Genomic DNA, 24,768 nt, shown 5'->3' with positions numbered 1-24,768 from the left:
TTATTTGTTTTTGTTGTTGATAGATTTCACCCAATCGCTTAGAGAAGTCAACTGCTCAATATCTTTGAAAGCAGGTGATACCTCAAATTTACTATTTACATCAATTCCTTTGCAAGGTAAATGATCTAACTTTCTGATATTCTTAATATTTCCAAGTGAAAGCCCTCCACTTAGAAGAAAAGGTTTTGTGGAATTATATTGTTCTAATACTCCCCAATCAAATGTTTCGCCTGTGCCTCCATGTTGAGGTGACTTTGTATCGAAGAGGAAGTAATCCACATAAGGTTCGTAAGGAGTCAATACTGAAAAGTCAAATTCATCTTTGATTCCAAACACTTTGAAAACTTCCAACCCTTCTTCTTTCAATTGTTTTGCTTCTTCCGGTGTTTCACTTCCATGTAATTGAATCACATCAAAATGATACTTCTTCGCTGAAGCTAGAATATTCTCAACCGTTTCATTCACAAACACTCCTACTCTTTTGGTTGAGCTGTTCCATTTTTGCTCTAAAAAAGAAACGTCTTCTCTTTCAATATACCTGCTTGAAGGTGGATACATAATAAAGCCTAAATAGTCTGGTTTCAATGTTAAAACATCAGAAATATTCTGCTTATCGCGCATTCCGCAGACCTTCCAATTGACTACTTCACCTATTTTTTTGTCAGTATTCATGTTACGAAACTTATAACTTATACTTTATTAAAATGAAAACAACTATTGCAAGCATCTTCATTCTTTGTCTTTCAATTATTCCAAACATCATATTTGCACAAAATAATCTAACTCCAAAGTTCACATCAGAACACTCCTCTTTTGATAAGAAAACAGAGATCTACTTACATAGTGGAAATGTTCAAACTGAAATCAGCCATTTCTTAATTGTAAATGACAGTGTCAAATACAATGCTTTTGATGAAGTGATCATTTTTTATGCTTCAAAAGCCAATCCTATTAAAATCATTGATCTTAATGATGAGTTTGTAAAACCAATATTTTTAGATTCAGACTATAAATTGGACTTACTGATCAACCCTAATATCTTACCTCAAAAAGATGAACAAGATATTAGAATACCTACATACCCAATCTCCGAATCAGATTCTTCTACTTTTGAAAGTAATAAACAATACATTTCCCATTACGGTAATGTATCCATTACTTTTGAAGATTTAATTATCAAGAGTTCTAAAGTAAAACAAAATATTACTACCAATGAGCTTATTATTTATGGATCTAAAGAAGATCCAATCACAATTCAAATTGTTAACCCCTTGAACATACTTTCTTCAAATTCTACCTCAATCGTAAATAAGCTTTCCAAAAAAGGTGAATTCAAGATCAATAAAAACTGTGTGTTCAATGTATTAGATAATAGATTGGACTTAATTCAATAAGATAAATCCTCAAGATTAAATATCTTTGTGAGCACAAAATGTATTCATTGAGAACATGATCAAATCAGCACTATATTCTTGTTTCATTTTACTAATTATTAGTTGCAATCAACAATTCTATGATCGTGAAAGATCGCTAGAATACAGTGCTGATAATGCTTACATTGATGCTCCAAAACACCTGTTATGTCTAAGAGGAAAGGCTTACTTTATTGATCCATCTATCGAAATCAAAGCGGACTCCATTGATATTCACCATAAGTCTGGGAAAGTAATCGTTTATGGAACGGAAGACTCTCCTGCTGAGATTTACTTGAAGCAAAGTAATGTCAAAGTACTTGGTAAATATGAAATGTCAGGAGCTAGAGAACAGTTTTACAGAAGCTTTGATTATTACCCTCAAATCAACCGTATCCGTTTTCATACTGACAATCAGAAATGGAAAATATTTTAAATATTTAAAAAATATTTCGGGTAGACACATAGGTCTACCCCTACAGTTGTTTCATAAAATCAATGGCTGCTTTGGCAGGATCTTCCGTTTTCATGAAGTTCTCACCGATTAAGAAACCTTGATAACCGTATTTCTTTAATTCTTTGATATTTTCAATATTGCTGATACCGCTTTCTGATACTTTTACGTACTCATTTGGAATCAATTCAGCTAACCTTTTTGACGTTTCAATACTTACTTCGAAAGTCTTCAGGTTTCTGTTGTTCACCCCAATCAAGTCCATTTTATCACAAACGTGAGCTTCTAATTCTTGCTCGTCATGTACTTCCAAAAGAATTTGTAAACCTAAGTTTCTTGCTACTGTAGCATAATGCTTACTTTCTTCAGGAGTCAAACAAGAGGCTATCAAAAGAATAAAATCTGCACCGATTGATTTAGCTTCAATGATTTGATATTCATCTACGATAAAATCCTTTCTGATGATGGGCACTGGAGAAACAGATCTCGCTGCCAATAAATCATCCACTGTTCCACCGAAAAACTCTTGATCTGTTAAAACTGACATGGCAGATGCACCTGCTTTATAATACCCTTCAGCTACATCAGAAACTTTGGCAGTTCCGTTGATCAAACCTTTTGAAGGAGATTGTCTTTTGAATTCAGCAATAATTCCTGATCTATTCGGACTTGTAATCCATGATTTGGCAGAAACAGGTTCTTTGTCAAATAATGGTCTTCCTTCTAAATCTTGAACACTTAATAACTCTTTTCTTGCTGTTACTTCGATTTTTTTATGGGCAACAATTTTATCTAGAATTGTCATTTCTCTTTTATTATTTAGACGAATAGTCCTTATGAATTAATCAATTTTTTAAATGCATTCAGTGCCGCACCTGATTCCAGTGATTCTTTGGCCTGTGCCACACCTTCTTCAAATGCTAAACCTTTACCTGTCGCAATCGCTACACCGGCATTGGCTAGTACTGCTTCTTTTTGCGGAAGTGTACCTTTGTTTTCCAATACATCAGTGAAAATTTTTGCTGATTCCGCAATTGTTCCTCCACCGAAAAGTGATTCTTTTGTCTGGTAATGCAAACCTAAATCTTCCGGCTTCAATAGACGCTCACTTTCTTTTGTGATAATCTTAAATGGAGAAGTCAATGAGATTTCATCGTACACATCCAATGAATGAAGGATGGCAAATTGCTTGTCAGTTTGTTGATACAAGTAACCGTACAAACGTGCAATTTCTAAACTGAATACCCCTACAATTTGCTTTTTCGGGAATGATGGATTCACCATTGGTCCCAACATATTGAAGAAAGTTTTCACTCCTAATTCTCTACGGATAGGCGCTACATTTTTCATTGCTGGATGAAACAATGGAGCATGAATAAAGCAGATCCCTGCCTCGTCCAAATTGCGTCTTAGTGTATCAATGTCGTTTGTAAACTCATAGCCGAAATGAGCCATTAAGTTTGATGATCCACATACTGATGAAACACCATTGTTACCGTGCTTTGCCACATTTTGACCAGCACCTGCCACTATAAAAGAGGATAGTGTAGAGATATTGAACGTATCTTGACCATCACCACCTGTACCGCAAAGGTCCATGGCATCATAGTCATCCAAATCAATTCTCAAGCACAACTCCAACATGGCATCTCTAAAACCAGTCAACTCTTCTACCGTAATACTACGCATAGAATATACTGTCAAGAAAGCAGCAATCTGACTAGGATTAAACTCCCCTTGTGCTAGTTTAGTAAGCGTTTCTTTTGCTTCTTGTTCCGTTAAAGAACCGTATTCAAAAAGTCTGTTTAATATCTTTTTCATGGTTGTTTTATTAGTTAGCCTTGAATCCAGTTTTTAAGAATTGCCATCCCGTGTTCTGTCAATACAGACTCTGGATGAAATTGTACACCTTGTACATCAAATTCATTGTGTTGAACAGCCATCACAAATCCATTTTCGTCACGTGCTGTTACTTTCAAAGGTGTTCCTTCTAAACTGTCTGACTGAATCACCCATGAATGATAATGCCCAATCTTAAAAGTATTGGGTAAGCCTTGGAATAATCTCGCATCTGGCGTTACTACTTGAGCGTTATCCTGAACACCATGTAAAGGATAATTGTTTTCCAACGATGCTCCAAATGCTTCACCAATCGCTTGATGTCCCAAACAAACGCCCAAAATACTTTTAGACGAACCGTATTCTTTGATCACCTCAGGCATAATTCCCGCTTCCGATGGAATACCAGGACCTGGAGAAAGAAGGATTTTATCATATTTCCCTACCTCTTTCAAAGTGATTTTATCATTTCTATATATCTCTACCGTCTGCCCTAATTCTCTTAAGTAATGTACTAGGTTGTACACAAACGAATCATAATTATCTAGAACAAGTATTTTCATTGCCTTCATCAAATTTTCTTCCCTGTATTATAGTTCTTCTGCCATATCCATTGCCTTACGCAATGCCGCTAATTTATTATGCACCTCCTGCAATTCACTTTCTTCAGAAGATTGAGCGACTACACCTGCACCTGCTCTGTAGTGTAATTGATTGTCCAAACTCAAGAATGAACGGATCATAATGGCATGGTTGAAATCACCTTCAAAGCTCATAAAACCAATCGCTCCACCGTAGAAACTTCTTCTTACGTTTTCGTATTTATCAATCAATTCCATGGCTTTGTATTTCGGTGAACCCGAAAGTGTTCCTGCAGGGAATGTGTCAGCAACCACTCTTAAAGGATCAGTTCCTTCTGATAATTGACCATTTACTTTAGAAACCAAGTGAATCAGGTGAGAGTAATATTGAATTTCTTTGAATACCTCTACTTCTACATTATCGCCATTTCTACTCAAATCATTTCTTGCTAAATCAACAAGCATAACGTGTTCTGAGTTCTCTTTTGGGTCATCATAAAGCTTTTGAGCAATTTCTGCATCAGCTTTATCATTACCTGTACGTTTGAAAGTACCCGCGATAGGGTGAATCGTCGCTTTTTTATCTTTTATAATAATCTGAGCTTCTGGAGAAGAACCAAAGATTTTATATGTACCGTAATCGAAATAGAATAAATAAGGAGAAGGGTTGATAGAACGTAATGCTCTGTACACATTGAACTCGTCTCCTTGGAAATCCTGTTGGTATCTTCTTGAAAGTACAATCTGGAATACATCCCCTCTGAAACAGTGATCTTTTCCGCTTTTTATTACTTTCAAAAATTCCTCATCTGTGAAGTTTGTCGTCTCCTCTCCTGTTCTTGAGAAATGGTAAGCAGGGAAGTTTTTACTTTTGATCAAAGACTTAATTTCCTCAATATTGCTTTCCGAATCAGCCCCTTCAGGAATATGTTCAAAAATATGCAACTCATTCTTAAAGTGATTTATCGCAATCACATATCTAAATGCTTGATATCTGATTTGAGGAATACCTGTATCTGTTTTATCATCATCAAAAGTAATTTCCTCAAAGGACTGTACCGCATCATACGTCATGTAACCGAAAAGTCCATGAGAAGGAAACTTCTGATCTTCTTTTTGCTCGTATTCAAAAGATTTTGAGAAAGTCGATAGTTCTTTTAATGCCTCTGCATGTGTTGTTAACTCTCTTTTTTCCTCTTCTTTATTCGGGTATTGAACCCTTAATAATTTATCCTGAACTGAAAATTCTGCGATGGGTTCACAGCAAATAAAAGAATAACTATTATCCGCTCCATGGTAATCAGAACTCTCTAATAATAAACTATTTGCGAATCTATCTCTTACTCTAAGATAGATGCTCACTGGTGTCACCGTGTCTGCCAGTAGTTGTGCATGTGTGTTATTAAATCGATACATGACGTAGTATATTAATTTTGTTTTTTAGGTACTCATTCCAATTTTTTCTTTGTTACCTTAAAATAAGGCACAAAAAAAGCTCACTGAGTGAACAGCGAGCCTTCAATATATATTTTAAAATAAAGCCTATACGCGTCTGCCACTCAATTTGATTTAACTGAGTGCCACCACCATGACTTTACGATATTTTCTACTGAATTTCTCATTTCGCAATAAAACTATGAATAATGGACGAATTTCACAATTAAATATGAAATTTTATACAAATTATATTTCATTAAGTTTTTGATGAACTTAAAAATATAACAAAGTATGTGATCACTTTTTATCTCTATATTTACGGCAGTAGTACTTTAAAGCAACTTTTTAATACTTTATTTTTTTACAATGAGAAATCATATTTTTTATCAATTATCAATCCTCCTTTGCATTCTATTTACTGCTGACATCTGTAATGCTCAAAAAAAATTCAAGGCGTCTAAAAGCTATATCAGCTGGGAACTAGAAACATCGCCAGCCAAAACAATCGACTCAGGAGGGGAATATTATTCTGTTGAAATTGAATCTGGGTTAAACCCTATTTATCAGAGTGACTGGAGGAATCTAGAGGAAAAGTATAAAAGTCTACCTTATAATAAAAGAGGCTTGCAACTTGAAGAATGCCGTGTGGATACACTCAACAAAATTGCTGATAAATATTTAACACTGAAACCACTTTACACTTCAAATGAACAAAAACCAGATATTATTGTGAAGCTTGTTAATGACAAGTTTGAAGTCAATAATATTCAGCTGGACATTGATCCGTCTGATAAGGAAAGTATCATCTGTGAAACAAATATTTCATCTCTTCTTACAGTTTCTAATGCTCAAGGGGATGTTTATTTAGAAAAGAGAATTAAATTTTTAGTCAATGATCAACAGGAAGGTGATGTAGCCTACATCAAGCTGAAAGATTTTATGCTTAATCCTACTTTCAGACAACAACTTAGAATGACAAAAAAGCCCGAAAAACGTCAGAAGTTGATTGAAAGAAAATTAAGAAACTATCAATCAGACATTATCCGTGATATGATTAAGGATGCAAGAATCGAGTTAAAAGATCAGATTGTCGGGTACACACAAACGTTTACTGGTGTTATCTACAAAATCAGTGTGAAGGAAATCGCTGAGCTAGAAGCATCAACTGAAAAAGCTGCTAATGAAATCAGAGCTTTGCTGTCTTTAAGTAAAAAGAAAAGAAAATCGTTTGATGATGTAAAACCTGTATTGGCTGAACTGCAAAAAGAATGGGAAGCGGCTCTTTCTAAAGTAGACAATCCAGAACTTTTGGAAAAAATGCACGCCAACTTAGCGACTGTAGCTATTCTACAAAATAATGTTGAGGATGCTTTAAAATATTCCAAGCTTATTCCAGACTATGAAAAACTTGAAAACTCAAGTACTTTCACTAAAGGTTCTATGAAATATAATTTAATGCAAATTGATAGTGCCATCAAGAACATTCAAAAAACAAACGGTAGAACTAAAACTAGGTCTTTAGCAACACCAGTGAACTAGATCAAAAAAAGTACTACTAAAAAAGACTTTCTTTTCATGTAAAAAGAAAGTCTTTTTTATATATCTTGAAAATTTCACCAAGAACTACTTATAAGTGTATTATGAATTAAAGTAGATTATTTTAATTCCTTTTTCTCGTCTGAACACTCAGAGTATAAAAGAACATGCTTTGCTAAATCTCTCCAGTTCACATCTTCACCATATTGTTCTGCTACTTTAGAGCATGATTTCCACATTGGAACAAATTCTTTTTTGTAATCTTTCTTAGCTACTTTGTAAGCAGCCTTATCGTTGTTTACATTGATGTAGTAAGACTTTGCAATACCACCAGCTTTCATAGGACCTACACCTACAGATGTTGTTTCACCAGCTATTGGATCATGGTATACTTTCACTACTTTACTAAACATAGGGTTTAATAATTGTACTAATAAAAGCATTTCCTTTTTCTTTATTTTTACATTTGCTTGCTCAAAGTAAACCAAACCTTTGTTCAATAAATCTTGATCCAATTTCTCATCGTTCCATTTTCTAGAATCTCCCAAGAAATCCATTGTTTTTTGAAGCTTGTCCAAGCCACTTGGAGGTAAGTACATATACTTTACATCAGATGCCAATAGTTTGTGCTTTTTCCCTTCACCATCTTCAAACTTAAGTGCTTTGATGATACCCTTCTTTCTGTCTAAGTCTTTTAAAATACCTTTCAGTTCAGTACCATCATTTAATGTGATATAAGCCGTTTTTTTATGTGAAAAAGCATATGAAGGAGTTTGAAATTGCTGAGCCGAAGATTGAAGTGCAATGAATAAAAAAGTCATTGCAATGATTAGTTTTTTGTACATACTTTAAATGATTAAAAAATTTGAGGATTTATTTAGTAGAATACACTTTAAGTAAAGCAAACATAAGAAAAAATATATCAGAGCATCCTTTTTCAAAAAGCGAATATTCTATTTATTGAAACATTAAAAATCAATCTTTATATAGTACAAAAAAATATCTCTCGATTCTCATTCATTTCCGCTCTCTTTTATAAAAGTTCTTTTAAAATTATAAATCTTATCCAATATCAATCAGAATGTTATATTTAATCTTCCTTTCCTATTACTTTTGTCACAAAGTATAAACATAATGATACAAACGAGTCAACTGCAATACACTTATCCAAAAGGAAGTACTATCTCATTCCCAGATTTTGAGATTTCTTCCGGAGATAAATTATTAATATTGGGCCCTTCTGGGTGCGGAAAAACCACATTACTGCACTTATTAGGAGGTTTACTGCCTTGTACAGAAGGAAAAATCAGCATAAATAATATTGATATTTCTACACTGAAAAGTAAGGAAATGGATCAATTCAGAGGCGAAAATATTGGGATTATTTTCCAAAAACCTCATTTCGCACAGGCCCTTACTGTTGTTGAGAATCTAGCTTTTGCACAACAAGCTGGCGGTAAAAAAGTTGATAAAAATAGAATTGATCATTTGTTGACAAAGTTAGGTATAGTGAAACACAAGGACAGATCACCTAAAAAAATGAGTGAAGGTGAAAAACAACGTCTTTCTGTAGCTATGGCTTTGATTAATAAACCTGCCTTACTATTAGCAGATGAGCCTACTGCAAGTTTGGATGATGGCCATGCTTTTGAAGTCATTCGCCTATTAAAAGAAATAGCTTCTGAAGAAAATAGTGCTTTAGTGATTGTCACTCACGACAGCCGATTAAAAGAAGAATTTCAAGATCACATCCTAACGCTAAAAAGTATCCAATAATCATGAATATATTCAAATTTGCCTGGAAAAACCTTTGGCACAAACCTCTTAGCACTTCACTCAACCTTACATTATTCGCTTTTGGAGTAAGTATCATTTCTGCACTTCTTTTGGCTCAAGATTATTTTCAAACTACACTTGAGAAGAATAAAGCTGGCATTGGAATGGTTGTCGGAGCAAAAGGAAGTCCTTTACAATTAATCCTTTGTGCAATTTATCAGGTAGATAATCCGACAGGAAATATACTACTTGAAGATGCCATGAGATTAAAAAAGCACCCACTTATTGATAAAGCTATTCCACAGTCATTAGGTGATAATTATAAAGGTTACAGAATTGTCGGAACCACTCATGAATACACTGACTTGTACGAAGTTCAGCTTTTGGAAGGAAAAATGTGGAATGAAAAGAGTTCTTTTGAAGCTACAATTGGAGCGAACGTCGCCCGAAAGTTAGGGTTGAAAATTGGTGATGATTTCCATAGTTCTCATGGTATGGGTGAAGAAGGACACAGTCATGATGATGAACACTTTGTGGTGGTTGGAATTCTAAAGACAACGGGAACTGTCATTGATAATTTAATTATGACCAGTTTGAATTCAATTTGGGATGTCCATAAACATGAGCCAAAGAGTAAAGTAAATTATGGTAACCTGTCTGGTAAAAAGAAGGATAAACATCATAAAAAGCATGCTCATAAACATGATGACCATGGAGATGAGGATGAGGATCATGATGAGCACGACCATGACGGCCATGACGGCCATGAAACACATACCTATCATGACGATCATGAGGATGCTGAAAAAGAAATCACAACTTTGTTGGTTAAGTTCAGAAACCCAATGGGCGCCATAGCACTACCAAGAATGATCAATGAGCAAACTTCTATGCAAGCGGCTAGTCCTGCTTATGAAACTGCTCGACTATTAAGTTTGGTAGGCGATGTCATCCTAGCTTTACAATATTTAGCCATTGCTATCATTATTGTTTCAGGCTTAAGTATCTTCATTTCTTTATATAATTCATTAAAGGAAAGAAAATATGAATTAGCTTACATGAGATCACTAGGCACCAAACAGAGTTATATTTTTGGTTTATTATTGACCGAAGGATTATTGTGTGCTCTTTTAGGTTTCATCATTGGCATAACAATAAGTCACGCAACTATTGGGGTAGCATCTACTTCTATTGAAGCGCTCCAATCCTTAAATATTAGTAGTTTTACGTTTACTATTGGTGAATTGTACTTATTTATTGGCACTATTAGTATTGGTTTTATAGCTTCCATTGTTCCAGCCATACAAGCAGCTAAAACAAACATATCACAGGCATTATCAGAATAATATGAAATTTTTATATATCGCATCGCTCTTTTTTCTAATACTCTCCACTTCATCATGGGCACAAATTTCTCCTGAGGAAGTTTGGAAAACGCTCAGTCATGTTGAAATGAAAACCTACATGGATGAAACCTTAGGCTTTGAAGTTTCAGAACCTATTTTTGGTGGAGAAGTGGAAATGATTGATGGTTCTATGATCACTATCAGCGGGTATATACTGCCTGTTGATAGTGAAGACGGGACTAGTATCCTTTCCTACATGGCTTTTGCCAACTGTTTTTTCTGTGGAAATGCAGGCCCTGAAACCGTGATGGAATTGGACACTCCAAAACGACAAAACCTAGTCAACAAAAAGGTAATTGTAAAAGGTAGGCTAGAATTAAATAGAGATGATTTTTTCAGTCTTATCTACCGACTGAAAAACACGGAAATAGTAGAAGTTTTAAATTAATAAGAAATAGATAGAGCTAACACGTACAAACTTCAGATTGCTTTGTATGTGTTTGCTTTAAGTTAATCAAATGACTAACAATCAAACCAATAGACGCACCATAAGAAACAATAGCTAACCATAGCGGTTCATATCCCACATATTTTACCATCATACTGAAGGCGTAAACAGTGTAAAATAACCACATGCCATTTCTTAAGAGATCGGATTTCGTCTTTTTGGTAGCAAAAAAAACTGCCACGCCACTAATCAAAATCATAGTGATATCAAGCACGCCCCAGACGTCAAGCGTATGTGCATGATCATGATGATGTTCACCACTATGAGACACAGCAGAACTGATAACAATTATTCCTGAAGTCAGAATACAATGTATCAGGCAGAATAAAGATCCAGTGAATCCTATTTGATCTGCGTATTTAACGATATTTTGTCTCATTGTTTTAATCATACTGCAAAATAAATAGTTAGAAAGTTAATTTGCAAAAATGTTGCAAGTATGACGCTGTTGCAAAAAGGTAATAATTCCAAAGTAAGCAGAAAAAAGAACTTTTGAAGTCTAAATTAGTTTACTTAAAAAGTGACTTTTTTTCGAGCATTTTATTCCAAATATTAATAATTGTTCATATAATCATCTTTTTTTGCAATTATTTTATACGAATAGCTTAAGAAACTTGAACAAGACGAACTTTTATATAAAATTGCAACTTAATTAGAGTAGATTCATTCTAAATAAGAGAGAAAATGATTGATGTAGAACAACTTCGTAAAGAATTTCCTATTCTAAGCACTGAGGTAAACGGACATGCTTTAATATATTTTGATAATGCCGCAACAAATCAAAAGCCCAAAGTGGTAGTTGATGCATTGCAAGAATATTACGACGGATACAATTCCAATGTTCATAGAGGTGCTCATACTTTAGCAGATAAAGCCACTAAGGCATTTGAAGAAACTAGAACGCTCCTTCAAGAATTTATTAATGCGGGAAAATCTGAGGAAGTTATTCTTACAAAGGGAACTACTGAAGGAATTAACCTAGTAGCTCAAACTTACGGAAGAATGGTGTTGAATGAAGGTGATATCGTTTTGGTATCTACCATGGAACACCACTCCAATATTGTACCTTGGCAGTTGATCGCCAAAGAAAAAGGTGCTTCTGTAATCCCTATTCCTATTAGTGAAGAAGGTGAAATTATTTTCGAAGAATATGAAAGATTACTTTCGGACAAAGTAAAAGTTGTTGCAGTAAACCATGCTTCAAATGCTTTGGGTACCATCAACCCTGTGGAAGAAATTATCCAAAAAGCACATGAAGTAAACGCAAAAGTATTGATTGATGGAGCACAATCGGCAGCGCACCTTACTGTAGATGTTCAAGCTATGGATTGTGACTTCTTTGTTACTTCAGCCCACAAAATGTTTGGACCAACAGGCATGGGCTTCTTATATGGTAAAGAAGAACTTTTAAATGCTATGCCTCCTTTCCTAGGCGGTGGCGAAATGATCAAAGAGGTTTCTTTTGATGGTACAACTTTCAATGAACTCCCTTATAAATTTGAAGCAGGTACTCCCAATATTGCAGACACAATTGCATTTGGTGTAGCTGTTCAGTTCATTAATAAGTGGGGAAGAGAGAATATTGCCGCTCACGAAAAAGCATTGCTTGACTATGCTACTGAGAAATTAAAGAAAGAAGTTCCTACTGCAAAAATTTACGGCGAAGCTCAAAACAAAGTGAGTGTACTATCGTTTGTAATTGAAAATATTCATAATTATGATATCGGAATGATGTTGGATGCCCGTGGTATCGCTGTAAGAACAGGACATCATTGTACTCAACCACTCATGGCTAGATACGGACTTGAAGGAACTGTTAGGGCTTCATTCTCCGCTTATAATACGTTTGAAGAAGTTGATAAATTTATTGAAGGGTTGGTACGTATAGTTAAAATGTTTGGTTAAAATTTAAGATATACAATGGCAGTAATGACAAAAAATATAGAGGAGATCCAAAATGAGATCATTGATGAATTTGATCTTTTAGATGGAGATAGAGAATCAACAATTTTCTATATCATGGAATTGGGTCAAGACCTTCCTGCTATAGATGAAAGTGACAAAGTAGATGAAAACATCATCAAAGGTTGTCAGTCAAAAGTGTGGCTAACTACTGATTTTGTAGACGGTCATGTTATTTTCAATGCAGACAGTAATACAGACATTACAAAAGGTCTTATCAGCTTATTGATCCGTGTTTTAAATAACCGAACACCTCAAGAAATTATTAATGCAGATTTATTCTTCTTTGACAAAATTGGTATGAACGGTGTAATTGGTTCGCAACGTTCTAACGGTTTTGCTTCAATGATTAAGCAAATGAAGTTTTACGCTTTAGCTTATAGTGCAAAGGGTTAATCTAAAAATTAGACAAAAGTGGAAAATACAGAAGGCTTAAAAGATAAAATTGTTACTGCGATCAAAACAGTTTATGATCCAGAAATACCTGTAGACGTTTTTGAGTTGGGATTAATTTATGATATCAATATTATTCCTCCGCTCAATAAAGTGCATATTCTTATGACATTGACTACTCCTTCATGCCCTTCAGCGGAGCAAATTCCTGGTGAAATTGAACAAGTAGTTAAAGCTGTTGAAGAAGTAAGTGAAGTTGAAATCGAGTTAACTTTTGAACCTCCTTACACTACAGATATGATGTCTGAAGAGGCCAAATTAGAACTTGGATTTTTATAGAATAACGAAAAATTTAATTTATATAAATTATGTATCCTGAACATTTAACAACTCCTATGAAATTGGAGTTAACTGACAATGGTTTTGCTGATTTAACTTCAGCTACTCAAGTGGAAGAGACTGTTGCTAAAGAAGGCACTACTCTTTTAGTCATTAACTCTGTTTGTGGTTGTGCTGCTGGTACTTGTAGACCAGGTGTTTTACACTCATTACAAACATCAACTAAAAAACCTTCTCAATTAGCTACTGTATTTGCTGGCGTAGACGCTGAAGCAGTTGCAAAAGCTAGAGAATTAATGCTTCCTTATCCTCCTTCATCTCCATCAATTGCTTTATTCAAAGATGGTGAGTTGGTACACTTCATTGAAAGACACCACATCGAAGGACGTTCTGCAGAGATGATCTCAGAGCACTTAGTAGCTGTATATGATGAATTTGTAGACTAATCTACATTTCTTTAGACATAAAAAAATAGGCTTCCAGTATTTGGAAGCCTATTTTTTTTATCTATGCTATAAGATCTATTTAGCATCACCTGTATTAACGATACCAAATTTAAAGTGAATTCTTCTGTTCAGTGCTCTTCCTTCTCTTGTTGCATTACTAGTAAGAGGCTCTAACTCCCCTTTACTGTCAACATAAATTCTATTTGGGTTTTCAATATCTCTAAAGAAAAAAGCGACTGATTTTGCTCTTTCCATACCAAGGTACTGATTGTATACTTCAGGACCACTACTATCTGTATGCCCTGTGATTTTAAGAGACTTAGAAAGGTTAGCATTCAAATAGTCTTTGATTTTTTGAAGTGTATCATCTTTACTATGTCCAAAATCTTTAGAATCAAATGGGAAGATAATAGTCATATCTTCAATCTCCTTCTCAAAAATAAGATCTTCAGTTCCTTTAGCAATTGACGCAGTTTGTAAAGCTTTTTGATTCTCAGGGTTTACACTGTTATTGTTATTACCAGCAATCATCTCATCAGATGGTGATATAACAGTCATCCCATCATCAGTTGCAGTTTCATCTTGTGTAGCATTTAATATTGCAACAGTTCCTGCACCTGCATAATCATTCATTTCTTTATATCTCAAACGCATTGAAAGAGGAGCATCTTTCTGCATTTGCAGTGTAAGGTGTTCTCTCGGAATTCCATTATTTTCAAAATAAGTAAATATCTCATTCGAAAAATCTAAATACTCTTGATTAGCATCGGAAGCAACAACCAACTCCAAGAAAGAACATTGTCTTAACTCAGACAGTAAATAGCTGATTGACTCCTCATTTACTTTTACCACATCACTTACTGCTTCTGTTTCTTTCACCACATAAGTACTAGTGTCATACTTAGTTACACTACAATCAGATGCTCTTGAGGCTAATTTTGAATATCCTTTTGGTCTTACGATGTACTCCATTCGCTCATTTTTCCATGCATAATCACTTTCAGGTAAATACATAGGATATCTTATGCCATATCCAGTATTTTCATCCACCAATTGCTCATCTGAAATACCTACAGTTTTCAATGCCTCCAATGTTTCCATTGCTTTAGTTTTTGACATAAACTCTAAAACCAGTTTACTTTTCTCTGGATTATAATTAGAGTGTCCCACTATTTCAACACTGTAGTCTTCATTATCTTCAATAAACTTCTTTAACGCTTTCAATTCCATTGAAGATGATGACATATTGATGGTTTGATCCTCATCAAAATACACATTCATCAATGGCTCCGATCTGTTTACAGCAACTTTTTGAAGCTCATACGTTTCTTGAATATTTACTGTCGGCTTATTAATTTTCGCAAAATCAAAACGATCTGTTTTTAATAAATAACCATCTGCATAAACTTCAAGTGCATATTTTCCACTACATCTATGCATCCACTCCAATTTGCCTCTATTCGCTTTTAAGAGTTGTTCTTTTTCAACCTCTTGTGTTCTAACATTGATGAGTTTCACTAAGACGTCTACATTTCTTCTATCTTCAGTTTCAAATTCCAAATCAAAGAAAGATACGCTTCTGGCATTCGACTCATTATTTTTCACACAATAAATGTCATACCCTCCCATACCTTCTTCTCTCACTGAACTGAAGTATGATTCTGAACCGTCGGCCGACATTACATAAAATAAATCGTCGCTTGCTGTATTTACAGGGTAGTTCAATTGAATTACTTCTCCTAAATCTCCAGTTTTAAGGTCAATATCAACTTTGAATACGTCAAAGCCTCCTATACTATTATGCCCTTGAGAACTGAAATATAAAGTTTTCCCATTTGGGTGAATATAAGGTGATTCTTCATCCAATTCAGTATTAATTTTTTTACCCATATTCTGAGGAAGTGCCCAATCTCCATTTGGCAATTGACGAATGATGTATAAATCCATACCGCCCTGAGCATCTTCTTGCTCTCTGTTACTTGTAAAAACAATAACTTTACCATCAGAAGACATACTCATGTGTGTCTCTAATGCTGAAGAGTTGATAGGTGCATCAATAGGTCTTGGAATAGTCCATTTACCACTGTAATCATTGGATTCATATATATCACCTGGATTCAATGTACTGGCACCAACACTTCTATATAAAAACAAACGGTCTCCATCAGAAGATAATGCAATCGCTGCATCATGTTCTTCAGTGTTAATTTCATCCATTGGCTTAGGCGTTGACCAAAAGCCATCCTCTCTTCGCTCCATATAAAAAACGTCTTGATAAGGCAATTGATCATGTGGATCTAGCTCGTGATGACTTGAAATATCCTGTCTGTGAGAAGTGAAAAACAACTTTTGTCCATCCACCGTAATAATCGGTGTTATATCTGGAAGGTAAGTATTGGCTAACGACAAGTTCAATAAATTCTTATTGTCAGCATTAGCCATAAATGAAGGCCCTCTCTCGCACTGGTCAAGATAGCGGTCGAGTTCTGTTTCAGTTACTTTTACATAACCAATATTTTTTTCTTCTAATGCTTTTTGCTCCGGTTTCAAAGAAGCTAATTTCTTCTTTTCAAGGGAGTACATTTCACTCGCTCTTGTAAATTGATGAGACAACTGGTAGGTTTTACCCATCCAATAGCCCACTTGTCTGAAATCGGGATCTTTGTCATAAACAACTTGGAAATAAGGCAGAGCGTCAACTCTATTTTTTGTTAGATCATTGTAAATAGCAATACCTAAATAGTAGTTACAGAGAATGTTTTCAGGAGCATATTTTACTGCTTCTAACATTTCTTCCTCTACATAATGATATTCCTCTAATTGAAGATAAGTCTCTGCTTCTTTCAGTGCTTTTCTTAATTTATTTTTGTTAGCATCACTCTGAGCGAAAGAGGTAATATTGAATGCTAGCAAGAGTAATAAGAAGTAGATGGGAAAGGTTTTCATAATGTTAATCTTATAAGTCAGATTCATGATTAATTTAAAGTGATAAAACAGCGTTATGTTTTGATTACGAACCAAAACATGATTTATTATTGTTAGCTTATAATAATTACTAAAACAATATTATTTAAAGTGTACGACTCCAGTAATAGATGATTCTAATATAAAACCTCCTACCTTTCTTTTAGTTTATTGAGTTATTTTAAAGAACCGCTCTTTAAATAATATTGTCTGTTAATTATTTATTTAATTTATTATTTAAACATTAGAGGGGTAAAAGAAATTCTTCTGTTCTTTTTACGCCCTTCTTCAGTGTTATTGTCAGCTATAGGCATATCGAATCCAAAAGTTTTATATTTCAACCTTTCTTTTTCTATACCCATTCTTACAAGTTCTTGAACAACTATCCTTGCTCGTTTCTCTCCTAATTTATAGTTGAAAGATTTTGAACCTCTGTTGTCTGTATGTCCTCCTACTTCTACTACCAGATTTGGATATCTGTACATCACATCAAAAACTTGAGCAATAATTCTATAACTTTCTTCTGTAATTGTATTACTTCCAAAGGCAAAAGTAATTGTACCTGCAATATCCATAACCTCGCCTAAATGTGGGGTAAGTTGAGGCAAAGGTTCTTCTACATCTTCAATAATCTCTTCAAATACTACAATTTCCTCCGGTGTTCTTACTACATATTCAATTCTTTCATTTTTAAGTCTTCCTAGTTGTGAAAGGTTAGAAGTAATTGGATGTTGCCATCCATAGCCATGGACAGAGAGCTTCTCCATATCTACATCTCTGGTTACTAATTCTTTAAAAATATTTTCTGCATTTTTTTGTGACAATTTCAATACTTCTAAAGAATCTTTTCCTTCATATTTTGCAGAATGTACGTTGACATCAACTACATAACCTTCTACACTTTTTATAAATTTTGCAAGATCGTCCAACTCATACTCTGACGTTGGAGTGAGACCTTGATCTTCGAAAAAGATATTTTTTAATTTTTCTTTCTTTAAGTCTCCTATTTTTTGTAATGCAATATTTTCAGAGATTTCTATGTAATCTGTCTGTTCTGGAATGTAGACATTTTTAGAGTGAAATAAATAACCATTTTGCATTACTCTTATTCCATAGTTTTTAAATGGATCTAAATAAAACAGGTATTTTCCTCCTTCTGCTTTCAGATCTTGAATCACCTCTCCTGTATTATTATCAATAACTTTGATTTGTGCTTCTATAAGGTTATTCGTTTCTGCATCTCTAATTTCACCGTTCATCGCAATCAATGTGATTGTTTTAGATGGAATCATTGCCATATAAATATCTGGCCCTCCAAAACTGTCTTCCCTAATGGATGAAAAATACCCTCTTTCACCATCAGAAGAAATCACATAAAACACATCATGATCCGCAGTGTTTATAGGATAGCCAATATTTTTTGCTTTTCCCCATTTCTGATATTCTTCATCCCATTCAGAATAAAAGATATCATAGCCTCCCATTCCATCATGGCCTTTAGAACTGAAGTACAATACTTTTCCATTAGGGTGAACAAAAGGCCCTTCTTCATCATATTCTGTATTGATATTAGGACCCAAATTTTCAGCATCACCCCATGTGCCGTCTGCCTGTAAGTGGGAAACATATATATCCTGTCCGCCTAAAGCTTTTTTACCTTTTCTTGTACTTGTAAAGTAAAGTGATTTTCCATCTGCAGAAATCGTAGCATGTGTTTCAGAAAAAGCAGAGTTGATAGTAGATGGCAAAGGTTGAGGTTTTGACCAATCAAGACCATTCCATTTACTTTGATAGATATCTCCACCTGATTCTCCGTTTTTCCCAATTTTCCCATCAGCATGATATAAAAACAGTGTATTACCATCAGGAGAAAGACCTACAGCCGCATCATGGTGAACCGAATTAATGTTATTACTAATTGATGTTACTTTCTTCCATTCTCCTTCCTTATTTCTATGTGTTACGTACACATCCTCATAATATAATCCAGATAGCTCATCAATCTCGCCACCCACTCCTCCATCTCTTCTGGAAGTAATTACCATCATATTTTCATCCGCTGAAAGAACAGGTGCAATCTCCGTGTATTTAGTGTTAACGTTTTCACCTAAATTAACGATCAAAAGGTCTAAAGAATCTTTCATGAGCTGTTGTCCAACCACACATTGCGATTTGTATCTTTCAACCATTGCTACAGTTTCTTCATCAAGCTCCTCATAATCTCTCAAAAACTTATCAAATAATTTATGAGCTTCTTCAAAGCGATGATTCAGATGTAAAGCCTTAGCTACATAAAAATCAATGTCGTAATAGATTTCTCTATCTTGTATACTTTCAAAGTAGCCTAATGACTTACTCTTATTGAGGTATAAAGCATGCTGATAAGCATACCCCATCATAAAGTTCCATTCATCAAATTTTCGGCCTTCTTCTTCTACTTCTAACAAAGCATCAATGGCATCCTTGTATAAGTTGAATTCAATGGATTCTTTGGCGTATTTGAGATACTTTTTAAGTTCAGATGATTTTTTAAGTTTCTGAGCTGAAGTATGATGAGTTGAAAAAAGAAAAATTATCGAGACAAAAAATAAAATTCTACTACCGTAAATTTTAATAAAAGTGAATTTTGAAGTCATTTAATCAGGAATTTTGTCAACAAAATCATAGTATTTAAAGTTTATATACAAAACAAATTGATCTACACTCTAAAAGTTATAATTTTGTGGCACGTTTGAAGTTCTAGTTATGTTAAAAGTGCTTTAAACGAGCAATATAGATCATATCTATTATTCTAACAATCGTTAGATAAAAAAATAAGAAATCATGACAGTACTCCCATATAAAAACAGAGAAGAAGGAAAAAAAGAGCAGGTTGCAAACATGTTTGACAATATATCAGCAAAGTATGATTTGTTGAATAGAGTCTTAAGTGGCGGTATTGATATATACTGGAGAAAAGTTGCAATCAACAAGCTTAAAAAACAACAACCTAAAACAATTTTGGATGTTGCTACAGGAACTGGTGACCTTGCATTACAGGCTTGGGCTACTTTAAGTCCAGACAAAATCACTGGTGCTGATATTTCTGAAGGTATGGTAAAAGTAGGTCGTGAAAAAGTAGCGAAGAGAGGTTTATCAGACAAAATTGATTTGCAAATTGGAGATTCTGAAAATCTTCCTTTTGAAGATAATTCCTTTGAAGCTGTGACAGTTGCTTTTGGAGTGCGTAATTTTGAGAATCTTGAAAAAGGTCTATCAGAAATCAAAAGAGTTCTTAAACCTAATGGCACATTAGTTGTACTTGAATTCTCACAACCACAATCCTTCCCTTTTAAACAGCTTTACAGATTCTACTCGATGAATATTTTGCCTTTAATTGGAAAGATTGTCTCAAAAGATAACTCCGCTTATACTTATCTTCCTGAGTCAGTTGAGCAATTCCCGTATGGTGATGCTTTCACTGGTATCATGAAGAAGTTAGGCTATAACAAGGTAACATGTACTTCACTTACGTTTGGAATAAGCTCAGTTTACACTGGTCAAAAATAATTTTTTCAGCTTTTTTCCTTGTACTGACATTAGGACTTCAACATCACTCCTATAGTCAGTACACTGGAAAAACATTAGATACTGTCATAAACCTACCGAAATTCGATAAAAAGAAATTTCATTACGGTTTTCAAATAGGCTTCGTTTCCTCTCCTGTAGGATTAGATCCTTCCCAAAATGCCTTCAGTGTAGAAGGGACGGATACAACCGCTGTTTATATTACTCCACAAACTACAGCGAGTTTCCTACTAGGTTTTCTACTCAATGTCAAATTATCCAAAGACAGTCACTGGGCATTAAGATTCTCTCCTAATGTTTCCTTTTATTCAAGAAGGTTTACCATGGACACATTAGGTTACCAACTTCCTCCTTCCAGTATCATTGTCAAGCCTGAGGATTTGGTACAATTGCAGTCTAATACTACTTTAGAATTTCCAATCATGCTAAAGTACCAGTCGGACAGAAGAAAAAATCATAGATTCTATTTATTAGGAGGTATCACTCCATCATTTACGGTTGCCACAAAACAAGAATCCACTAGAGAAGAGTTTTTTGTTAATCTGCAAAGTTATAACGTCTCTTTCACATGGGGTTTTGGTATGCATATTTATAATCGAATGTTCTGTCTTTCACCAGAAGTCCGTATTTCCCACGGTTTAATGAATGTGGCAGATCACTCAGGAGAATCACTCTACATGCCGTTTGTAGACGCTATCCGCTTACACAAAATCTCCTTTATTATTAACTTTGAAGGATAATAACAAAGGAGATTTCACGGTATAAAATATTTCTTTGATTTTGGTCAAAATCACATAAAGAAGACCACTTTCCGCTTATTGCCAATAATTTCATCAATCTCCTCCAGGAGGTGGTGTATTTGGATCATCTTTGGATTTTGGGCTCCCAATTTCCACTCCCTCTGTAGTGATTATATTACTCTCATTGAGAGCTCTATCGGCAATATGAATATTGAACTTTACAGAATCACCTTTCAATAATGGAGATTCAAAAGTACCATCATAATATAATACGATTCCATATCTCAATTCACCTTCCAAAGGGCGTTCTCTGTCTGAGTTGTTCAGCATTGGAAATCTACCATTAAAATCTTGATTTGCTTCAAAAACAACAGGTCTATAAACGCCATCATTTTCTTTTCTCAATACAGTTACAAAATAATTATTATGGTATTTATTTTTCACTGTATCCTCCGGCAACTTATCTTCCTCATAAGGAGCATAAGGGCCCACAGTATCCATTTGTCCCAACCCTAAATCTCCATCACCATCTCTAAATTTAATTGCGAGATAGACATCGTCTTGTGTTGCTTCAGTATTACTATTTTCTATCCAAGCAAACTCGATTTCTGGTTCAAGAGGAAATTCAGGTTCACCAAAACAGGATATTAATATTGAAAGCATTAACATTCCAATCGGCAGCTTGATGAATAGTGTTCTATATCTTTGCGAAATCATATGATTAATAATTGATTTATCAGAGTGGTTAATATTATTATCTACAATTTTTGTTATTTTGCTTATCGAACTCAATAGGTAAAATAGTTTATTACCAATAGTTTAATCCAATATATATTAATGGAATTTATAGATCAATTCAAAAAGAAAATATTTACGATCAAGGACGAAAGAGATTTTGAAGAAGCAGCACTAGAAGCTTTTCATTTTCAAGCAAAAGAAAATCCTATTTATGCTCAATACCTTTCTTACCTAAACGTTTCATATAATAAGATACATAAGATTACTGAAATTCCATTTATGCCTATTGAATTTTTTAAGACACAACAGGTATTATGTAATAATTCACCTGTAGAACGTGTCTTTCAAAGCAGTGGAACTACAGGATCTGTCCGCAGTAAGCACTATGTTTCTGACTTATTACATTATAAAAATATTACAACAACCTATTTTCAAGAGATTTACGGCCCTCTTGAAAAAATACATATTTTAGCACTTTTACCGAGTTATTTAGAACGTAAAGATGCTTCTTTGATTTGTATGATAAGTGATTTTATGGATTCTTCAGGTCAATACTCTGACTTTTACCTAAATGACCATGAAAGGTTGGCTCATAAATTGCTTGAAATTCAAGCAAAAGGGGAGAAAGCTATTTTATTTGGTGTCACCTTTGCTCTTCTTGATTTCGCTGAGCATTTTCCATCCAACTTTTCTGATATTATTGTAATGGAAACAGGAGGAATGAAGGGAAGGCGAAAAGAAATGACAAGAAGTGAAGTTCATCAACTTTTAAAATCAGCTTTTCAAACTGACAATATTCATTCAGAATATGGTATGACAGAACTTTTGTCACAAGGATACTCATTGGGTGATGAACAGTTCCAGTGCCCTCCTTGGATGAAGGTATTTTTTAGAGAAATTAATGACCCTTTTTCGTTATCTACAACAAAAAGAGGCGGAATTAATGTTGTTGATTTGGGAAATATTGAATCTTGCTGTTTTATTGAAACAAAAGATATCGGTGCTCCCGGCGACACCCCCAATCAGTTTTACGTCCTAGGAAGGTTTGATAATTCTGATGTCAGGGGTTGTAATTTAATGATACAATAAATTAGAATTAAAACATAATGAAACGCTTTTTTATCTTTTGCATTGGCCTATTGTTATTAGGTCTTACATCTTGTAGAACTTATAAGACTTGCCCCACTTATGCTAAAAATGATATCAACAAAATCACACAACATTCAGCAAGGTAATTAAGTATCATTTCTTGATTTCAACTCAATGAAATAATAGTTTATTCTACTTGCTTTATCACAAAAAAACAGAAAGTGATAACTGTTTATAGTTCACTTTCTGTTTTACTTTAGCATTATTTCCTGCTACATTACTTTTTTTCTAAAGAAATTGCCTAATCCTTTGCCGGCCTTTGCATAGCCCTCTTCTAAGCGTGTACCTGTATCAAAATCATACCCTTGAACACTTCTACCTCTTGCATCCAATAATTCGATAAGCACTAATACTTTTTGTGTCTTTTTTTCAATAAAAGAAATTTCCATTGAGATGTAAGCATTTTTTCTCATCACACCTACATTAAAACCAGGTTCTGTGTCTGTAGTTCTCACATGCATTTCATAAGGGCAGTTTGAATCACCTTCCTTAATTTTCACCTGTCCATCGGAGCTTTTATTGAATAAAGTTATAAACTTAGGCTCAAACCTTTCATTTCGATCAGCGATCCACTTTCCCTTCCATTCATCTCCTCTTCCTTTTTCTTTCTTATTGTAGGCTTTTACTTTTTCGGCAACATAATCTTCTTCTGTCATCTTACCTACATTCATATTTTCATATGAAAAAACCACATCATACGAAGTCACTTTCGATAAAGCTGATAGTTTGCCTTTTTTCACTTTGATACTTTGCGCATTCATTAAAAATGAACAACACATTAATAAAGAGATACTAAAAAAAATCTTTCTCATCGTAGTCTATAATAAAAATTAAAAAATTGTTTGCTTGATGTAATATTAGTTTAAGTCCTTTTAATATAAAAAGATTTAAACATTTATTTTTTATAATACAAAAAAAGGTTAGTCAACATCTTGTGTTAACTAACCTTCTATATTTAATGAATGTGGCGCCGACTTACTCTCCCGGGGGTTAACCCAGTACCATCAGCACGGTAGGGCTTAACTGCTCTGTTCGGAATGGGAAGAGGTGAACACCTACGTCATTGGCACCATCAAGTTCTTAATGATCTAATGAGTTAGAATTTAATCACTATCATGAAGTTGTTTATAACTTCATTGACAGTGAAAAGGAAAAACTTTGCTGAGGTAGTATTCCTACTACCTCAACCGTAAAAGAAAAAGCTATTGGGCGATTAGTACTTCTCAGCTGAATGTATCTCTACACGTACACTTGAAGCCTATCAACGTCATAATCTTTAACAACCCTTATATGGAAATCTCATCTCGAGGTGGGTTTCGCGCTTAGATGCTTTCAGCGCTTATCCGCTCCACACATAGGTACCCGGCGATGCTCCTGGCGGAACAACCGGTACGCCAGAGGTGTGTCCAACTCGGTCCTCTCGTACTAAAGTCAGAGCCTCTCAAATTTCCTACGCCCGCAACAGATAGAGACCGAACTGTCTCACGACGTTCTGAACCCAGCTCGCGTGCCACTTTAATGGGCGAACAGCCCAACCCTTGGGACCTTCTCCAGCCCCAGGACGTGACGAGCCGACATCGA

Annotated in this window: 24 protein-coding genes and 2 rRNA genes; 13 read left to right on the top strand and 13 right to left on the bottom strand. The window is 34.6% G+C overall.

The genetic code is table 11. The annotated features are described in order from the left end of the window. Nucleotides 1-672 carry a phosphoribosylanthranilate isomerase gene (locus tag AVL50_RS26415; RefSeq protein WP_062620087.1) on the bottom strand — a complete coding sequence of 224 codons (672 nt, stop codon included), beginning with the start codon at nucleotides 670-672 and terminating at the stop codon, nucleotides 1-3. Nucleotides 673-704: 32 nt separating this feature from the next. On the opposite strand from AVL50_RS26415, the gene AVL50_RS26410 reads away from it, so the two are divergent. Together AVL50_RS26410 and AVL50_RS26405 are read left to right on the top strand one after the other, a co-directional pair. Next, nucleotides 705-1,394: a hypothetical protein gene (locus tag AVL50_RS26410; protein WP_062620086.1), complete on the top strand. Its 690-nt coding sequence runs from the start codon at nucleotides 705-707 to the stop codon at nucleotides 1,392-1,394. A 55-nt stretch (nucleotides 1,395-1,449) separates the two neighbouring features. Then, nucleotides 1,450-1,848 (top strand): hypothetical protein, encoded by a 399-nt coding sequence (locus tag AVL50_RS26405; protein WP_062620084.1) that lies wholly within the window; start codon nucleotides 1,450-1,452, stop codon nucleotides 1,846-1,848. A 40-nt stretch (nucleotides 1,849-1,888) separates the two neighbouring features. Here AVL50_RS26405 and trpC read toward each other — a convergent pair whose 3' ends face one another. The 4 genes from trpC to AVL50_RS26385 are packed head-to-tail and all read right to left on the bottom strand — an operon-like array spanning nucleotide 1,889 to nucleotide 5,702. Continuing rightward, nucleotides 1,889-2,671 (bottom strand): indole-3-glycerol phosphate synthase TrpC, encoded by a 783-nt coding sequence (gene trpC / locus AVL50_RS26400; RefSeq protein ID WP_062620083.1) that lies wholly within the window; start codon nucleotides 2,669-2,671, stop codon nucleotides 1,889-1,891. 29 nt (nucleotides 2,672-2,700) lie between these two features. Then, the gene (gene trpD / locus AVL50_RS26395) at nucleotides 2,701-3,687 is read right to left on the bottom strand and encodes an anthranilate phosphoribosyltransferase (protein ID WP_062620081.1); all 987 of its coding nucleotides are present in this window, start codon (nucleotides 3,685-3,687) and stop codon (nucleotides 2,701-2,703) included. Nucleotides 3,688-3,701: 14 nt separating this feature from the next. Next, on the bottom strand, nucleotides 3,702-4,268 hold the full coding sequence (locus AVL50_RS26390) for an aminodeoxychorismate/anthranilate synthase component II (protein ID WP_062620398.1): 567 nt from the start codon (nucleotides 4,266-4,268) through the stop codon (nucleotides 3,702-3,704). A gap of 27 nt (nucleotides 4,269-4,295) precedes the next feature. Then, nucleotides 4,296-5,702 (bottom strand): anthranilate synthase component I family protein, encoded by a 1,407-nt coding sequence (locus AVL50_RS26385; protein WP_062620080.1) that lies wholly within the window; start codon nucleotides 5,700-5,702, stop codon nucleotides 4,296-4,298. A gap of 387 nt (nucleotides 5,703-6,089) precedes the next feature. Between AVL50_RS26385 and AVL50_RS26380 the strand changes: the two genes are divergently transcribed. Further along, nucleotides 6,090-7,262 carry a hypothetical protein gene (locus AVL50_RS26380; RefSeq protein WP_062620079.1) on the top strand — a complete coding sequence of 391 codons (1,173 nt, stop codon included), beginning with the start codon at nucleotides 6,090-6,092 and terminating at the stop codon, nucleotides 7,260-7,262. A 116-nt stretch (nucleotides 7,263-7,378) separates the two neighbouring features. Here the strand turns inward: AVL50_RS26380 and AVL50_RS26375 are convergent, their stop codons facing one another. Further along, nucleotides 7,379-8,104, bottom strand: a complete 726-nt coding sequence (locus AVL50_RS26375; protein ID WP_062620077.1) for a hypothetical protein — start codon at nucleotides 8,102-8,104, stop codon at nucleotides 7,379-7,381. Nucleotides 8,105-8,393: 289 nt separating this feature from the next. On the opposite strand from AVL50_RS26375, the gene AVL50_RS26370 reads away from it, so the two are divergent. From AVL50_RS26370 to AVL50_RS26360, 3 genes are read left to right on the top strand one after another with little or no spacing between them, the layout of a single operon-like run. Beyond that, complete coding sequence (locus AVL50_RS26370) at nucleotides 8,394-9,035, top strand: ABC transporter ATP-binding protein (RefSeq protein ID WP_062620075.1); 642 nt, start codon at nucleotides 8,394-8,396, stop codon at nucleotides 9,033-9,035. 2 nt (nucleotides 9,036-9,037) lie between these two features. Continuing rightward, complete coding sequence (locus AVL50_RS26365; RefSeq protein ID WP_062620074.1) at nucleotides 9,038-10,381, top strand: ABC transporter permease; 1,344 nt, start codon at nucleotides 9,038-9,040, stop codon at nucleotides 10,379-10,381. Between the two features lies 1 nt (nucleotide 10,382). Continuing rightward, nucleotides 10,383-10,829, top strand: a complete 447-nt coding sequence (locus tag AVL50_RS26360) for a hypothetical protein (RefSeq protein WP_062620072.1) — start codon at nucleotides 10,383-10,385, stop codon at nucleotides 10,827-10,829. 16 nt (nucleotides 10,830-10,845) lie between these two features. Here the strand turns inward: AVL50_RS26360 and AVL50_RS26355 are convergent, their stop codons facing one another. Further along, nucleotides 10,846-11,268: a MerC domain-containing protein gene (locus AVL50_RS26355; protein ID WP_172826924.1), complete on the bottom strand. Its 423-nt coding sequence runs from the start codon at nucleotides 11,266-11,268 to the stop codon at nucleotides 10,846-10,848. Nucleotides 11,269-11,573: 305 nt separating this feature from the next. On the opposite strand from AVL50_RS26355, the gene AVL50_RS26350 reads away from it, so the two are divergent. Genes AVL50_RS26350 through AVL50_RS26335 form a run of 4 tightly spaced genes read left to right on the top strand, consistent with a single transcriptional unit; the run spans nucleotide 11,574 to nucleotide 14,029 of the window. Continuing rightward, nucleotides 11,574-12,794, top strand: coding sequence for an aminotransferase class V-fold PLP-dependent enzyme (locus tag AVL50_RS26350; protein ID WP_062620069.1), 1,221 nt, complete (start codon nucleotides 11,574-11,576; stop codon nucleotides 12,792-12,794). A gap of 24 nt (nucleotides 12,795-12,818) precedes the next feature. Next, a complete protein-coding gene (locus AVL50_RS26345) occupies nucleotides 12,819-13,247 on the top strand; it encodes a SufE family protein (RefSeq protein ID WP_062620397.1) in 429 nt (142 codons plus the stop codon). An 18-nt stretch (nucleotides 13,248-13,265) separates the two neighbouring features. Then, nucleotides 13,266-13,583, top strand: coding sequence for an iron-sulfur cluster assembly protein (locus AVL50_RS26340; RefSeq protein ID WP_062620067.1), 318 nt, complete (start codon nucleotides 13,266-13,268; stop codon nucleotides 13,581-13,583). Between the two features lie 29 nt (nucleotides 13,584-13,612). Then, the gene (locus AVL50_RS26335) at nucleotides 13,613-14,029 is read left to right on the top strand and encodes a BrxA/BrxB family bacilliredoxin (RefSeq protein WP_062620065.1); all 417 of its coding nucleotides are present in this window, start codon (nucleotides 13,613-13,615) and stop codon (nucleotides 14,027-14,029) included. Between the two features lie 75 nt (nucleotides 14,030-14,104). On the opposite strand, the gene AVL50_RS26330 is transcribed toward AVL50_RS26335, so the two are convergent. Together AVL50_RS26330 and AVL50_RS26325 are read right to left on the bottom strand one after the other, a co-directional pair. Then, nucleotides 14,105-16,975, bottom strand: coding sequence for an OmpA family protein (locus AVL50_RS26330; protein WP_172826923.1), 2,871 nt, complete (start codon nucleotides 16,973-16,975; stop codon nucleotides 14,105-14,107). Nucleotides 16,976-17,226: 251 nt separating this feature from the next. Continuing rightward, nucleotides 17,227-19,629 carry an OmpA family protein gene (locus AVL50_RS26325; protein WP_062620061.1) on the bottom strand — a complete coding sequence of 801 codons (2,403 nt, stop codon included), beginning with the start codon at nucleotides 19,627-19,629 and terminating at the stop codon, nucleotides 17,227-17,229. 187 nt (nucleotides 19,630-19,816) lie between these two features. Here AVL50_RS26325 and ubiE point away from each other — a divergent pair, with 187 nt between their 5' ends. Both ubiE and AVL50_RS26315 read left to right on the top strand, forming a co-directional pair. Then, nucleotides 19,817-20,542 carry a bifunctional demethylmenaquinone methyltransferase/2-methoxy-6-polyprenyl-1,4-benzoquinol methylase UbiE gene (gene ubiE / locus AVL50_RS26320; protein ID WP_062620059.1) on the top strand — a complete coding sequence of 242 codons (726 nt, stop codon included), beginning with the start codon at nucleotides 19,817-19,819 and terminating at the stop codon, nucleotides 20,540-20,542. Next, nucleotides 20,491-21,300 carry an outer membrane beta-barrel protein gene (locus AVL50_RS26315; protein WP_062620057.1) on the top strand — a complete coding sequence of 270 codons (810 nt, stop codon included), beginning with the start codon at nucleotides 20,491-20,493 and terminating at the stop codon, nucleotides 21,298-21,300. Before ubiE ends, AVL50_RS26315 begins: the two co-directional genes overlap by 52 nt. 93 nt (nucleotides 21,301-21,393) lie before the next feature. On the opposite strand, the gene AVL50_RS26310 is transcribed toward AVL50_RS26315, so the two are convergent. Beyond that, the gene (locus tag AVL50_RS26310) at nucleotides 21,394-22,017 is read right to left on the bottom strand and encodes a hypothetical protein (protein WP_157491571.1); all 624 of its coding nucleotides are present in this window, start codon (nucleotides 22,015-22,017) and stop codon (nucleotides 21,394-21,396) included. Between the two features lie 120 nt (nucleotides 22,018-22,137). Here AVL50_RS26310 and AVL50_RS26305 point away from each other — a divergent pair, with 120 nt between their 5' ends. Beyond that, the gene (locus AVL50_RS26305; RefSeq protein WP_062620053.1) at nucleotides 22,138-23,127 is read left to right on the top strand and encodes a hypothetical protein; all 990 of its coding nucleotides are present in this window, start codon (nucleotides 22,138-22,140) and stop codon (nucleotides 23,125-23,127) included. A gap of 272 nt (nucleotides 23,128-23,399) precedes the next feature. Here the strand turns inward: AVL50_RS26305 and AVL50_RS26300 are convergent, their stop codons facing one another. The 3 genes from AVL50_RS26300 to AVL50_RS26290 form a co-directional block, all read right to left on the bottom strand. Beyond that, complete coding sequence (locus tag AVL50_RS26300) at nucleotides 23,400-23,999, bottom strand: hypothetical protein (RefSeq protein ID WP_063850932.1); 600 nt, start codon at nucleotides 23,997-23,999, stop codon at nucleotides 23,400-23,402. Nucleotides 24,000-24,149: 150 nt separating this feature from the next. After that, nucleotides 24,150-24,261 (bottom strand): 5S ribosomal RNA (rrf, locus tag AVL50_RS26295). Nucleotides 24,262-24,379: 118 nt separating this feature from the next. Next, nucleotides 24,380-24,768 (bottom strand): 23S ribosomal RNA (locus tag AVL50_RS26290); the annotation flags it as partial.

The organism is Flammeovirga sp. SJP92, from assembly GCF_001583495.1.
In the GTDB taxonomy this organism is placed as follows: Bacteria; Bacteroidota; Bacteroidia; order Cytophagales; family Flammeovirgaceae; genus Flammeovirga.
Note: the sequence above shows the minus strand (reverse complement) of the source record. Positions and strands in the feature narration are given on the sequence as shown.